Raw genomic sequence first — 13,430 nt, 5'->3', positions numbered from 1 at the left:
CCCGCAGGCACCCCTTCATGGCAATTTGCAAATATGCAGATTCGTTTGCAGCGACTTTGCAAACCTTTTGAGGCAAGTTGCAATGATGACGGTTAACAGATGGTTTAATACCTCAAAAAAAACGGTGATACCAAGATCAGAGGTCCATTGATTTGGTTTGAGGCCATGGGGTTGAAAACGGACCAGATTGGCATGCTGCAATCAAGTTGGAATATCCCTCCTGGCGGTGGTTCAATCCAGAGCGCGAGCAGGTCGCAACGTACCCGCACACTCACCAAACCCGATTTTATATCCGTCACCGATGGCCCTGCCGCGCAGGGTGAGGGTGTCGCCATCCTCCAGGAAACTCCGGGTTTCGCCGGTGTCCAGTATCAAGGGTTCCTTGCCAGCCCAGCTGAGTTCCAGCAAGCTGCCACGGTTGCCCTTTTCGGGCCCGGAAATCGTACCGGACCCCAGAAGGTCGCCCACACGCATCGGGCAGCCGCTTGTCGTATGATGGGCCAATTGCTGGGCCGCGGAATAATACATGACATTGTAATTTGTGCGCGACAGGTTGGTCTCACTCTTGCCTTCGGGCGCAAGACCAACCTCCAGATCAATGTCGTATAGCATCGGACCGGGCTCAGTCAGATAAGGCAGCAGCTCCTTTTCGCGCGGCGGGGTCGAGGCACGGAACGGCTCAAGGGCAGCTTTGGTCACGATCCACGGGCTGATAGTGGTCGCGGTCGCTTTGGATTGGAACGGCCCCAGCGGTTGGTATTCCCAGGCCTGAATGTCGCGCGCAGACCAGTCGTTCAGCAAGACATAGCCAAAGATCATGTCGTCGGCTTCTTGTACGCCCACGCGGCCTTTGGACGGGGTGCCGACAATGGCCCCCATCTCAAGTTCCAGATCAAAACGCTTGGACGCCTCAAAAACCGGCATGTCCATGTCCGGCGATTTCATCTGGCCGATGGGGCGGGTGATGTCGGTGCCGCTGACCACAACGGATGACGCACGGCCGTTGTAGCCGATCGGGATATGCAGCCAGTTGGGCGGCAGGGCGTTGGCCGGATCGCGGAACAGCGAACCGACATTGAACGCGTGATGGCGGCCTGCGTAAAAGTCGGTGAATTCCGTCACGGTGAAGGGCATCTCAAGCGTGGCATCGGCCATCGCAACCAGATGCGTTTCAAGATCGGATTGCTGCGATGCACCCTCAGACAGCGCCTTTGTCAGATGGTTACGGAAGCTGGCCCAGACGCCCTCGCCAAGGGCCATGAAGTCGTTCCATGTGCCACGGGCAAAGACGCCGTTTTCGGGCAAGTCAAGCAGACCGGCCTGTTCAAGTGCGGTCACCTCAAGGATGCGGTCTCCAATCGCGACACCCGCATGCAGGTCGCCGCCGCCGATGCGGAAGGCACCATAAGGCAGGTTGTTGAGTGGGAAGTCGGTATCGGGCGAATTTGCGCTTTCGACCCAGGAGCGGAGGAGCTGTGTCATGATGTATCCTTCAAGTGGCGTCTGGCTGGTTTTCAGGGCGCGCGGTGTCAAAGGCCGGCAGGTTCAGGGCCTGTTCTTCGATCTGAAGCAGGCGGGCGAAGGGCGTCATGTCAACGCCCCGGCGATGTGCATTATAAAGCTGGGCGACGAGGCAGATGTCGCAAAACAACGGTGTGTCCGAGAAACTGTAGGCGGGGCCATCAGCCAGTAGCGCCTGATAAGCGTGGAAGCCATCAGTCATCAATGGCGCATCCATTCAATACCTTGATTGGCGGTCAAGCCGTATTCGGACTTCAGGCGGCTCACGCCCTTAAAGTTATTCAACGGATAGATGTCGAGCGCGATGACCTGCGCTGCGGCCCGCACCTTGGCCCGCAGGGCCGGGTCCTCCGGCAGCAGGGCCGGATCAGGGGCGATATGATCCAGATAGTCGAGGGTCGCCAGCGATTGCGTCAGCACAGTGCCGTCCTCCAGCACCAGCGTTGGCACGCCCTAGGGTTTTTGGCGGTATAGTCCGGTGTGCGTTTTGCACCCGCGACAAGGTCCACCGGGACCGTCTCGTAAGACAGCCCCTTGAGGTTCAACGCCACGCGCACCCGGTAGGATATGGTGGATCGCCAGTAGGAATAGAGCGTCAGCATCCCGGTTACTTCTTGCCCGGTGTGCCGTCGAATTTCTTCTCGATGTCCGCCCAGCAGTCGATGTAACCTTCCTGAAGCGGCGCCTCCTTGCCCGCGAATTGCGTCAATTGCTGCGGGAATCGCGTCTCAAACATGAAGGACATGGTGTTGTCCAGCTTGTCAGGGCCAAGATTGGCGTTGGAGGCCTTCTCGAACGCCTCACGATCCGGCCCATGGGGCAGCATCATGTTGTGCAGGCTCACGCCGCCGGGGATAAAGCCCTGTGGTTTGGCGTCATATTCGCCGTAAATATTGCCCATCATCTCGGACATGATGTTCTTGTGATACCAGGGCGGGCGGAAGGTATCCTCCATCACCATCCAGCGCTCGCGGAACAGCACGAAATCGATATTCGCGGTGCCGGGCTGGCCGGAGGGGGCCGTCAGCACGGTAAAGATCGACGGGTCCGGGTGATCAAACAGGATCGCACCGACCGGGCAGTAATTGCGCAAATCGTATTTATAGGGCGCATAGTTGCCGTGCCAGGCGACCACGTCCAGCGGGCTCTGGGCGATCTTGGTGGTATGAAACTGGCCGCACCATTTCACGGTGACGGTGGAGGGCACTTCGCGGTCCTCAAACGCGGCCACGGGTGCCTTGAAGTCGCGCGGGTTGGCCATGCAGTTCGCGCCAATCGGGCCACGCCCCGGCAGGTCGAATTTCTGGCCGTAATTCTCACATACAAAGCCACGTGCGGGCCCATCAAGCAATTCGACCCGGTACACAAGGCCCCGCGGGATGATGGCGATTTCCTTGGGCTCCAGATCAATGATGCCCAACTCCGTGGCGAAGCGCAGGCGGCCTTCCTGAGGCACCACCAGCATTTCGCTATCGGCAGAGTAGAAATACGCGTCCTGCATGGATTCGGTCACCAGATAGACGTGGCTCGCCATACCCACCTGGGTGGTCACATCCCCCGCCGTCGTCATGGTGCGCATGCCCGTCAACCACGTGAGCGGTTCACCCGGCTGCGGGATCGGATCCCAGCGGTATTGGCCCAGAGAGGTCACATCCGGGTGGATGTCCGGCGCCGACCGGAAATATGGCAGTTCGATTTTCTCATAGCGGTGACTGTGTTTGACCGATGGGCGGATGCGGTAACACCACGTCCGTTCAGGGCGCACATCGGTGAAGGCGGTGCCCGAAAGCTGTTCGCCGTAAAGACCATAGTTGCATCTCTGCGGGCTGTTCATGCCTTGGGGCAGAGCACCGGGCAGGGCCTCGGTTTCGAAATCATTGCCAAACCCAGGCATATATCCGGGCGTGGTTGTGGTGCCGTCAGCTTGAACCAGGGGGCTGATATCTGCGTCTTTCATCCTGCGTCTCCTTGCATTGAGAAACTTGGGTCCTGGCCGCCGGTATCAGGTATTGGCAGCGCTTTGCCAGAGGCGAGACAAATCGTTTCACTTGCAACGAATACTCCTTTGTGAAAAACTGTGTCAAGGTCATTTCATATGCAACGAAATACAGGAGATCGGGTTACATGGCTTCAGGCGGTTTCACCCTGTCCGACTTCTTGCCATACAAGCTGTCGGTGCTCTCGTCTCGCGTCACCAAGATGCTCTCGAACGTTTACGGTGAAAAATATGGCCTTTCGACGCCTGAATGGCGGGTGTTGGTGCATGTTGCACGCCGCGAAAAGATGTCCGTGCGTGAAATCCATGACAGCGTGTATTTGGAAAAACCGAGTGTGAGCCGTGCTGTCACCAAGCTCGAAAAGGCAGGTTTTCTGGCAAAAACGACCTGTGACAAGGACCATCGCCTGGTCGAAATCGAACTGACCGAGGCAGGGCTTGACGTTTTCAACGGGATCGTTCCTGAGGCGTTATCCTTTGAAGCTGCGCTGCTGGGCGCATTTTCAGACACAGAACGCGATCAACTGGACGCTTTGTTGGAACGGCTGCATGATGTGCTGGACATGCATCCGGGGGCCACACGGCGTCCGCAGGTGGACAAAGAAGGCCCAACCGCCCGTCCAAATGGCGCAGGTTAGCGGCGGGCGCGCAAGCTGTTCGAAGTTATAAGATACGACAGCACTGAGGGCGTAAAAATGACGGATCCGACAGGCAAAACCGCTGTCATCACCGGCTTGGGACAGGCTAAGGGACGCGCGCGCCTGAGGGGACCGATGTCCGTCGCACCGCCCACTGTCCGGGGCCCTTGGGTGCGACGCAAAATCCCGACACCGCCCGTTTGTGCGGAATGACCCAAGAGGCGGTCAAACGCGATGTGGGCGCCGCGGCGCAAGGGAAGCAGACATGCCCGACCGGTAAACAATGGGCGTTGTTCTTTTGTGCTGATGCGGCGGAAAACCCCTCTGGGACCACGGCACCGGTTGATGGCGGCTAGATGGTGCCATAAAGGTGGGCAAGCGCGTTTCCGCTGCCGAGGCCGCCGCCCTGATCAAGGATGGCGATACGCTCACAACGTCGGGCTTTGTCGGCATTGGCGTGCCGGATGAGCTTTTGGCGGCGGTTGAGGCGCGGTTTATCGAAACAGGACATCCGCGTGGCCTGTCTTTGGTCTTTGCCGCAGGGCAGGGCGATGGCAAAGAGCGTGGCCTGAACCGGTTGGGCCATGATGGGTTGTTGAAACGGGTTGTGGGCGGCCACTTGGGGCTGATCCCGAGGGTTGCGACGTTAGCGACCGAGGGCAAGATCGAAGGCTGGAACCTGCCGCAAGGCGTAATCTGCCAGCTTTACCGCGACATCGCTGCGGGCAAGCCGGGGATGTTGTCCAAAGTAGGTTTGGAGACGTTTGTCGATCCGCGTCAGGGCGGTGGTGCGATAAACGATATTTCAACCGAGCCCCAAGTTGAGTTGATGGAGATCAACGGTGAAGAGGTCCTGTTTTACCCGTCCCAGAAATTGACAGTGGCCTTGTTGCGCGGCACCACGGCCGATGAGGCAGGCAATGTCACGATGGAGCGCGAAGCTCCGACCATCGACAATCTGGCGCAGGCCATGGCGGTGCATAATGCCGGTGGCGTGGTCATCGTGCAGGTCGAACGTATGGCCCGCGCGATGTGCATATTCCGGGCATTCTTGTGGACGCCGTGGTTGTGGCCAAGCCAGAGAACCACCTGCAAACCTACAGCACCGCTTTCAGTCAGGCTTTCACCAACCGCATGCGACCGCCGGTCGGTGAAACCCCCACGCTACAGTTGGATGTGCGCAAGGTGATCGCACGGCGGTGCGCCTTTGAGTTGGCGGTCAATGGTGTGGCCAATCTTGGCATCGGCATGCCCGAAGAGGTCGCATCGGTTGCAGCCGAGGAAGGTCTGCTGGAGCATTTGACGCTGACGGCCGGACCCGGCGTGATCGGGGAGCAACCGGCCTCGGGGCTCGATTTTGGCGCAGCGGTCAACACCGATGCAGTCATCCCGCAGAACAACCAGTTCGATTTCTACGATGGGGGCGGTCTTGATATGGCCTGCCTTGGCCTGGCGCAGGCGGATGCGGCGGGCAACGTCAATGTGCCGCAGTTCGGGCCTCGGCTTGCCGGGGCGGGTGGGTTCATCAACATCAGCCAGACCGCGCGCGGTGGTGTTTGCGGGCACCTTCACGGCGCGGGGGTTGGATGTGCAGATCAGCGAAGACGGCGTGGAAATCCGCCAGGAGGGGCAGACGCGAAAGCTCCTTGAACATGTCGAGCAGGTGTCCTTTTCTGGCGTGCGTGCTGCCCGCTTGGGGCAACCGGTTCTGTATGTAACCGAGCGCTGTGTGTTCGAATTGACCCAAAAGGGGCTGAAACTGATCGAAATTGCGCCTGGAATCGATCTGGAACGCGATATTCTCGCCCTTATGGACCACCACCCCATCGTGGAGGAGCTGCGCCCGATGGATGCGCGTATTTTTCGTAACATCGAGATAGATCTGCGCCGGAACCTGTTGCATCTGGATCTGCTCGAACGCGTTGCGATCGAAAGTAAATCGGGGCAATTATTCCTTAATTTCGAGAAGATGCGCATCCGCACGCAAGCAGAGATCGACCGCGTCAAGGGCGCTGTGGCCGCGACCTGCGCGGCCTATGGAAAGCCCGTCGATGTGATTGTGAACTATGACGTTTTGCGCATTGACGCGGCGCTTGGAAGTAACGGGGCCGAGATGGTGGCGGGTTTTGACTAAAGATTTTTACCGCAATGTCTCGCGTTATTCGGGATCCGCCTTTATGCGGTTGAAAATCGGCGAAGTGCTCCCCGTCGCGCGCACCCATATTTTTGAAAGCCGCGCGCAAGCGCAGTCCTATCTTGATAAGGAACGCAAATGACCGTGATGGCCGCTTATTCTGGCCGGTCGCCAGAAATATAACGTTTTCCTTGAAAGGAAAGGGCAGGCCAGCGATTTAGCTTAGCGCAAGGGGGCTTGCATGGTGATGCGACGTTCGCGCCGATACACCATCAGGATTGACACCACTGCGGCCGAAGAAGTTGCCAGCATAATATAGAGCAGAGGAAACGCCCCCGTTTCTGCGCTCAGCGTGGCACCGGCCAGAATGCTGAGGGCTGCACCGCCACCGATCATGATGGCCCCGCCCAGACCAGAGGCCGACCCCGCAAGATGAGGGCGTACGGACAACATGCCGGCGGTGGCATTGGGGATCACCAGGCCATTGCCCAGACCCACAAAGGTCATCAAACCGAAGAAACTCAACGCGCTGCCGTGGCCTGCGACAAAGATCATCAGCGACAGCAATACGCCCCCCGCATTGATCAGGCTGCCAATCAGGACCAGCTTGTTGAGACCTACGCGTTGCGCGAGCATGCCGGTGAACATATTACCAAAGAAATACCCTAAAGCGGGTGCGCCAAAGTAGATGCCGACCCAGAAGGGCGACAGGCCAAAGACCACGGAACCAACAAACGGCCCGCCGCCCAGATAGGCGAAAAACGCCCCCGAACAGAAGCCCGCGGCGAGCGAGTACCCCCAAAACCGGGGGGATGTGAGGAGTTCCGGGTACTCACCAAATTGCTGAAGCAGTGACTTGCCGCTTTTCGTTGCGGTTTCGCCAAGATCCGCCCAGGCCAGCCAGAGCGTCAGGCCGCCGAGGATGAACAGCGCCCAGAAATTCGCGTGCCAGCCATAAAACTCATCCAGCACACCGCCGAACATCGGGCTGACCATCGGGACGATGGCCATACCCATGGTGACATAGCCGATCATCGAGGCGGCCTGATCCTGATCAAACATATCGCGCACCGCGGCGCGGCTCAGCACCATGGCGCTGGCGATGACCGCCTGGCTGATGCGGAAGGCGAGAAAGATTTCCGCCGTGGGCGCAAAAATGCACCCGATCGTCGCCGCCATGAAGATGATCAACCCCCATAGGATCACCGGGCGGCGCCCGTATTTATCCGAAATCGGTCCGATCAGGATTTGCAGGCCTGCGCTGACACCCAGGTAGAGGCCAACGGAAAGTTGCATTGTGCTGTAATCAGTCTGGAAATACGCGGTCATGTTCGGCAGGCTGGGCAGGAACATATTCATCACCATCGCCGACATCCCGGCCAATAGGATCAAGGTCACGATATGGGGTGGTGTTTTCCTGTCCAGAAAGCGAATGATGGGGGGCTTTTTCATCGACCAAACCTAGGCCGGAGCTTTTTTGTTGTCCATGCATAGCTGCTATGCACAAAATGAAGTTTGCTGATTTGCATTATTCAATTGATATTGTGAATAAGATTTGCAAATTTGCTAAAATCCCCTTCGATCCAGCGACACTTGGCGATAGGGTGCGCGCAATCAACGTAACGGGGTCGTCATGAAAGATATTCTGCAACAGCTGGAAGAGCGCCGGGAAACCGCCCGCATGGGAGGCGGTCAAAAGCGGATCGACGCGCAGCACGGGCGCGGTAAACTCACGGCGCGCGAGCGGGTTGAATTGCTGCTCGATGAGGGCAGCTTTGAGGAATTCGACATGTTCGTCACGCATCGCTGTACCGATTTCGGCATGGAGCAGCAAAAGCCTGCGGGTGACGGGGTCGTTGCGGGCTGGGGCACCATCAACGGGCGTCTGGTCTATGTGTTCAGCCAGGATTTTACTGTATTGGGCGGGTCGGTCTCCGCAACCCACGCGCGCAAGATTTGCAAGATCATGGATATGGCCGTACAAAACGGTGCGCCGGTTATCGGCATCAACGATTCCGGTGGCGCGCGCATTCAGGAAGGCGTGGATTCGCTGGCAGGCTACGGCGATGTCTTCCAACGCAACATCACGGCCTCCGGCGTGGTGCCACAGATCAGCGTGATCATGGGCCCCTGTGCGGGCGGCGCGGTCTATTCGCCAGCCATGACCGATTTCATCTTCATGGTGAAAGACAGTTCCTACATGTTCGTCACCGGTCCCGATGTGGTCAAGACCGTGACCAACGAACAGGTCAGCGCGGAAGAACTGGGCGGGGCCTCGACCCATACGCGCAAAAGCTCCGTGGCCGATGCAGCCTTTGAGAATGACGTGGAGGCACTGGCAGAGGTGCGCCGTCTGGTGGATTTCCTGCCCTCCAACAACCGCGAAAAACCGCCCGTGCGCCCGTTCTTTGATGATCCGAACCGCGTTGAGGCCTCGCTGGACACCTTGGTGCCGGAAAACCCCAACACGCCCTATGACATGAAGGAATTGATCCTCAAGCTGGGCGATGAGGGTGATTTTTACGAAATTCAGGCGGAGTTCGCCAAGAATATCATCACCGGTTTCATCCGTCTGGAGGGGCGGACGGTGGGCGTGGTGGCCAATCAGCCGATGGTGTTGGCCGGGTGTCTGGACATTGACAGCTCGCGCAAGGCGGCGCGGTTTGTGCGGTTCTGCGATGCCTTTGAGATCCCGATCCTGACGCTGGTGGATGTGCCGGGTTTCCTGCCGGGCACCAGCCAGGAATATGGCGGCGTGATCAAACACGGGGCGAAACTGCTCTTTGCTTATGGCGAGGCGACGGTGCCAATGGTGACGGTGATAACGCGCAAAGCCTACGGCGGTGCCTATGTGGTGATGGCCTCCAAACACCTGCGCGCCGATTTCAATTATGCCTGGCCGACGGCCGAGGTCGCCGTCATGGGGGCCAAGGGCGCGACTGAGATCATCCATCGTGCCGATCTGGGTGATGCGGAAAAAATCGCCAAGCATACGGCCGATTACGAGACGCGTTTTGCAAACCCCTTCGTGGCCTCCGAGCGCGGGTTCGTGGATGAGGTGATCATGCCACGTACCACGCGCAAACGCATCGCGCGCGCCTTTGCGTCCTTGCGTAACAAGCAGTCGCAAATGCCGTGGAAGAAACACGACAATATTCCGTTGTGAGTATGACTAAAGATGAATCAAACTACGTTGAGGCTTTGAAGGAAGTATCCTCGCAGTCCAAGTCCTCGATCGGAGTGTGCGCCTTACCTTTGGGCATACTTTTGGCGCAACTCAGATTTTTAGCTCAGGTTGAGAGTGTCTGGCTTTCGTTATGGACATCGATTGCTGCTATCGCTCTTTTCTGTGGAGTTTTAATTGCTTGGTATATGTCCGTATTCATTCAATGCACATTGGCAATGGAAATTTATCGCAAGAATGGCAATACAACCGTAAAAGGACAGCACTACTTGGCCTTCCTTAAACGACTAACTAAACAGGATGAGTTGCCTTTTACAGAGCAGGGTATGGTCGCGATATCTGAACCACTTGTCTTGCCTTTTTGGACGTTCACAATCGTCGGTTATGTCTCACTTCTGGTGCTATTGTTGAGTATTGTGTGGGGCGTCTTCGCATGACCCGCATTTGGAAAAATCAGGCCTTCACCATCGCCCATGCAGATGATGGCAAGTTCGCGGGCGCGGGGCTGCGGCCGTTCTTTGAATATCGCGATCTCGGGATCAGCGCCGCGACCAAAGGGGCCTATGGCGCGCATGTCATTCGTGCGGTGCCTGGGATGGAAAGCCCAGCAACCTGGCACAGCCATGATCTGGAGTTCCAGATGGTTTACATCACCCAAGGCTGGGTTGTGTTCGAATATGAGGGCACCGGTAAGCACATGCTGCGCGCGGGGTCCTGTGTGTTGCAACCGCCCGGTATCAAGCACCGCGAAGTGCGCCATTCGGATGATCTGGAGTTGCTCGAGATCATTTCGCCTGCGGCGTTTGAGACACGCGATGAGGCAGCACCTTGAGTGTGTTGCTGGCCAGCGTGTTTGCCCTGGGGCTTGCAGTCCCGGTGCTGGATGTCCCGTCGGGACAGCCGGTGGAACTGTTCGATGTGCTGATCGACGAGGTGAATGCCGAAACCTGGCTGCGGTTTCGCTTTCTCGCACCCGAGATTGCACGTGATACCGGGAGCATCAGTTTCGTACAGGCGGAGCCGGATCTTGAGTATCTCTGCGCCAAGGTCGCATTGCCCTATATGATGGAATTTGACCTTGCCCCTGAAATCGTCGCCGTAATGATCCTGGATCAACCCATGGGATTCGGCGTCTCCGATCCCGACGTCACGCAGTTTGTCGATCTGTTCCGGGTGAGTTCGGGTGCCTGCGTCTGGGAGGGGTTGTGATGCGGCATGGCTTTGCCCCCCGCTCCAAGCCGATGCGTCTGATGCGCGCCTGCGCGGGGTCATTTGCAATGAATGGGGTCGGATCATGCTGAAACACCGCGGCTTTCCGGGGCGGCTGCCCGGTACGGATTTTCAATTCACCTTGCGCCGGTTCAATCCGCGTGGCGTCACGCCCCTTACCGAACGCGCGCGCCGCAGTGATCGCAAACCCGCCGATCGGCGCGCGGATGCCGCGTTCTTCAAGGCCCTGTGGGAGCATTTCGGCGCAGAGCCTTTTGCGCGTGGCAATCTGGATGCGGGACGCTTGTCCTGGATGTTCGGGCGCGAGGTGGTCCCGGCCACGGACCCGTTTGATCCGGCGGATTACGACGCGATGCTGGTCATTGATGAACGCATCGCGCGTCAATCTTTTCCTGAGGCGTTTGAGGAATGATCGGCGTGTTCTTGCCTGTAAAAAGGTCCGATGGGCAATCATTCGCCCATAGCGGGAATTATATCAGGAAAAAGCTCGCCAATTCAACTCCAGCGAGTAATCTGGAAGACGCGGCACTGCGCGAATATCCCCGTGCCATTGCTGTGTACACTATTCGTACCCCTTCCCCTGGCGGGCAGTCTGGCGTGAAAGCGCACCGGCTGCCCGCCTTTTTACGTTTGCCGCGTGCACGCGCCGGATCACGTCGCGCGCGCGATGCCAAAAGACACCAAGACATTCAAAAGGACACCACATGTTTAACAAGATCCTGATCGCCAATCGGGGCGAAATCGCCTGCCGTGTCATCAAAACCGCGCGCAAGATGGGCATTAAAACCGTCGCGATTTATTCGGATGCGGATCGGCAGGCGTTGCACGTGCAAATGGCGGATGAGGCGGTGAACATCGGCCCGCCCCCGGCCAATCAGTCCTATATCGTGATCGACAATGTCATGGCGGCAATCAAAGCCTCCGGGGCGCAGGCCGTGCATCCGGGCTATGGGTTCCTCTCTGAGAACGCCAAATTCGCCGATGCGCTGGCAAAGGCGGGCGTGGCTTTCGTTGGCCCACCCAAGGGCGCGATCGAAAAGATGGGGGATAAAATCACCTCCAAGAAGATCGCGCAGGAAGCCGGTGTCTCCACCGTGCCCGGCTATATGGGTATCATTGAAGATGCGGATGAGGCGGTCAAGATTTCGGGCGAAATCGGATACCCCGTGATGCTCAAGGCCTCGGCGGGGGGCGGCGGCAAGGGCATGCGGATCGCCTGGAATGACGCGGAGGCGCGCGAGGGGTTTCAATCCTCCAAGAACGAGGCGGCCAATTCATTTGGCGATGACCGGATTTTCATCGAGAAATTCGTCACGCAGCCGCGCCACATCGAAATTCAGGTCCTCTGTGATGCCCACGGCAATGGGATCTATCTGGGTGAGCGTGAATGTTCGATCCAGCGGCGCAACCAAAAGGTTGTGGAAGAAGCCCCCAGCCCGTTTCTGGACGAGGCCACGCGCAAGGCGATGGGTGAACAGGCGGTCTCACTGGCGCAGGCGGTGGGATATACATCCGCCGGGACGGTCGAATTCATCGTAGATGGCGACAAGAACTTCTACTTCCTCGAGATGAACACGCGGCTTCAGGTGGAACATCCCGTCACCGAATTGATCACCGACGTCGATCTGGTCGAACAGATGATTCGCGTGGCAAATGGTGAAAAACTGACACTCAAACAATCGGATGTGAAACTGAACGGTTGGGCGATTGAAAACCGGCTTTACGCCGAGGACCCCTATCGCGGGTTCCTACCCTCTATCGGGCGGTTGACGCGCTATCGCCCGCCTGCGGAGGTGCGCGAGCCCGATCACGTGGTGCGCAATGACACCGGCGTCTATGAGGGCGGCGAGATCAGCATGTATTACGATCCGATGATCGCGAAGCTGTGCACCTGGGCCCCCACGCGGGGCGAAGCGATTGAGCGGATGCGCGTCGCGCTCGATAGTTTCGAGGTTGAGGGGATCGGGCATAACCTTCCGTTCCTGTCCGCCGTGATGGATCATCCGAAATTCATCTCGGGCGATATGACCACCGCCTTCATCGCCGAGGAATACCCCGATGGGTTTGAAGGCGTAGAACTGCCGGAGGCTGAATTGCACCGGATCGCGGCGGCCTGTGCGGCCATGCACCGGGTTGCCGAGATTCGCCGCGCGCGCGTGTCGGGCCGAATGGATAACCACGAGCGCAAGGTTGGCAGCGACTGGAACGTGACGTTGCAGGGGCAATCCTATGACGTGACGACCGATGCGGATCAGGGCGGGTCAACCGTGCAGTTCGAGGATGGCACAACGCTGCGTGTCAGCGGCGATTGGACGCCCGGTGACAAGCTGGCGAAAATGACGGTTGCTGATGCCCCGCTGATCCTGAAGGTTGGCAAGATCAGCGGTGGTTTCCGGATCCGCACGCGTGGCGCGGATATGAAGGTGCATGTGCGCACGCCGCGCCAGGCGGAATTGGCCCGCAAGATGCCCGAAAAACTGCCCCCCGATACGTCAAGAATGTTGCTCTGCCCGATGCCCGGTCTGGTGGTGAAACTGGATGTGGCCGTGGGCGATGAGGTCCAGGATGGTCAGGCGCTCTGCACCATTGAGGCGATGAAGATGGAGAACATCCTGCGTGCCGAACGCAAGGGCATTGTCTCCAAAATCAACGCCGCCGCCGGGGACAGCCTGGCTGTGGATGACGTGATCATGGAGTTTGAATGACGCCGCGGCGGATCATATCTGT

16 protein-coding genes are annotated in these 13,430 nt (G+C 58.3%); 10 read left to right on the top strand and 6 right to left on the bottom strand.

From position 1 onward, the window contains the following. Positions 1-231: 231 nt before the first annotated feature. From fahA to hmgA, 5 genes are read right to left on the bottom strand one after another with little or no spacing between them, the layout of a single operon-like run. Positions 232-1,482, bottom strand: a complete 1,251-nt coding sequence (gene fahA / locus ROLI_RS14315; RefSeq protein ID WP_187429249.1) for a fumarylacetoacetase — start codon at positions 1,480-1,482, stop codon at positions 232-234. 10 nt (positions 1,483-1,492) lie between these two features. Then, positions 1,493-1,723, bottom strand: coding sequence for a hypothetical protein (locus tag ROLI_RS14310; protein ID WP_316247416.1), 231 nt, complete (start codon positions 1,721-1,723; stop codon positions 1,493-1,495). Then, positions 1,723-1,971 carry a hypothetical protein gene (locus tag ROLI_RS14305; RefSeq protein WP_316247415.1) on the bottom strand — a complete coding sequence of 83 codons (249 nt, stop codon included), beginning with the start codon at positions 1,969-1,971 and terminating at the stop codon, positions 1,723-1,725. The genes ROLI_RS14310 and ROLI_RS14305 overlap by 1 nt, the downstream gene beginning before the upstream one ends. After that, the gene (locus ROLI_RS14300) at positions 1,935-2,123 is read right to left on the bottom strand and encodes a glutathione S-transferase N-terminal domain-containing protein (protein WP_316247414.1); all 189 of its coding nucleotides are present in this window, start codon (positions 2,121-2,123) and stop codon (positions 1,935-1,937) included. The genes ROLI_RS14305 and ROLI_RS14300 overlap by 37 nt, the downstream gene beginning before the upstream one ends. Positions 2,124-2,128: 5 nt before the next feature. Continuing rightward, positions 2,129-3,478, bottom strand: a complete 1,350-nt coding sequence (gene hmgA / locus ROLI_RS14295; protein ID WP_187429248.1) for a homogentisate 1,2-dioxygenase — start codon at positions 3,476-3,478, stop codon at positions 2,129-2,131. 167 nt (positions 3,479-3,645) lie between these two features. Here hmgA and ROLI_RS14290 point away from each other — a divergent pair, with 167 nt between their 5' ends. From ROLI_RS14290 to ROLI_RS14275, 4 genes are all read left to right on the top strand, one after another. Continuing rightward, positions 3,646-4,155: a MarR family winged helix-turn-helix transcriptional regulator gene (locus tag ROLI_RS14290; protein ID WP_187429247.1), complete on the top strand. Its 510-nt coding sequence runs from the start codon at positions 3,646-3,648 to the stop codon at positions 4,153-4,155. 370 nt (positions 4,156-4,525) lie between these two features. Continuing rightward, entirely contained in the window at positions 4,526-5,344 is an 819-nt protein-coding gene (locus tag ROLI_RS14285; protein ID WP_222869436.1) for a CoA-transferase, read from the top strand. Next, positions 5,290-5,805, top strand: a complete 516-nt coding sequence (locus ROLI_RS14280) for a hypothetical protein (protein WP_222869435.1) — start codon at positions 5,290-5,292, stop codon at positions 5,803-5,805. The genes ROLI_RS14285 and ROLI_RS14280 overlap by 55 nt, the downstream gene beginning before the upstream one ends. Beyond that, positions 5,744-6,289: a hypothetical protein gene (locus ROLI_RS14275; protein WP_222869434.1), complete on the top strand. Its 546-nt coding sequence runs from the start codon at positions 5,744-5,746 to the stop codon at positions 6,287-6,289. The genes ROLI_RS14280 and ROLI_RS14275 overlap by 62 nt, the downstream gene beginning before the upstream one ends. 222 nt (positions 6,290-6,511) lie before the next feature. Here ROLI_RS14275 and ROLI_RS14270 read toward each other — a convergent pair whose 3' ends face one another. Further along, positions 6,512-7,741 (bottom strand): multidrug effflux MFS transporter, encoded by a 1,230-nt coding sequence (locus tag ROLI_RS14270; RefSeq protein WP_187429245.1) that lies wholly within the window; start codon positions 7,739-7,741, stop codon positions 6,512-6,514. Positions 7,742-7,922: 181 nt separating this feature from the next. On the opposite strand from ROLI_RS14270, the gene ROLI_RS14265 reads away from it, so the two are divergent. The 6 genes from ROLI_RS14265 (at position 7,923) to ROLI_RS14240 (ending at position 13,408) form a co-directional block, all read left to right on the top strand. Beyond that, a complete protein-coding gene (locus ROLI_RS14265) occupies positions 7,923-9,455 on the top strand; it encodes an acyl-CoA carboxylase subunit beta (RefSeq protein WP_187429244.1) in 1,533 nt (510 codons plus the stop codon). Then, positions 9,425-9,910, top strand: a complete 486-nt coding sequence (locus tag ROLI_RS14260; RefSeq protein ID WP_222869432.1) for a hypothetical protein — start codon at positions 9,425-9,427, stop codon at positions 9,908-9,910. Before ROLI_RS14265 ends, ROLI_RS14260 begins: the two co-directional genes overlap by 31 nt. Next, a complete protein-coding gene (locus tag ROLI_RS14255; RefSeq protein ID WP_187429242.1) occupies positions 9,907-10,305 on the top strand; it encodes a cupin domain-containing protein in 399 nt (132 codons plus the stop codon). Before ROLI_RS14260 ends, ROLI_RS14255 begins: the two co-directional genes overlap by 4 nt. 2 nt (positions 10,306-10,307) lie before the next feature. Then, entirely contained in the window at positions 10,308-10,682 is a 375-nt protein-coding gene (locus tag ROLI_RS14250; protein WP_187429282.1) for a DUF6497 family protein, read from the top strand. Between the two features lie 85 nt (positions 10,683-10,767). After that, positions 10,768-11,115 carry a hypothetical protein gene (locus tag ROLI_RS14245; RefSeq protein ID WP_187429241.1) on the top strand — a complete coding sequence of 116 codons (348 nt, stop codon included), beginning with the start codon at positions 10,768-10,770 and terminating at the stop codon, positions 11,113-11,115. 292 nt (positions 11,116-11,407) lie between these two features. Next, positions 11,408-13,408 (top strand): acetyl/propionyl/methylcrotonyl-CoA carboxylase subunit alpha, encoded by a 2,001-nt coding sequence (locus ROLI_RS14240; RefSeq protein WP_187429240.1) that lies wholly within the window; start codon positions 11,408-11,410, stop codon positions 13,406-13,408. The last annotated feature ends 22 nt before the right edge of the window (positions 13,409-13,430 follow it).

This window comes from Roseobacter fucihabitans, assembly GCF_014337925.2.
Lineage (GTDB): Bacteria > Pseudomonadota > Alphaproteobacteria > Rhodobacterales > Rhodobacteraceae > Roseobacter > Roseobacter fucihabitans.
Note: the sequence above shows the minus strand (reverse complement) of the source record. Positions and strands in the feature narration are given on the sequence as shown.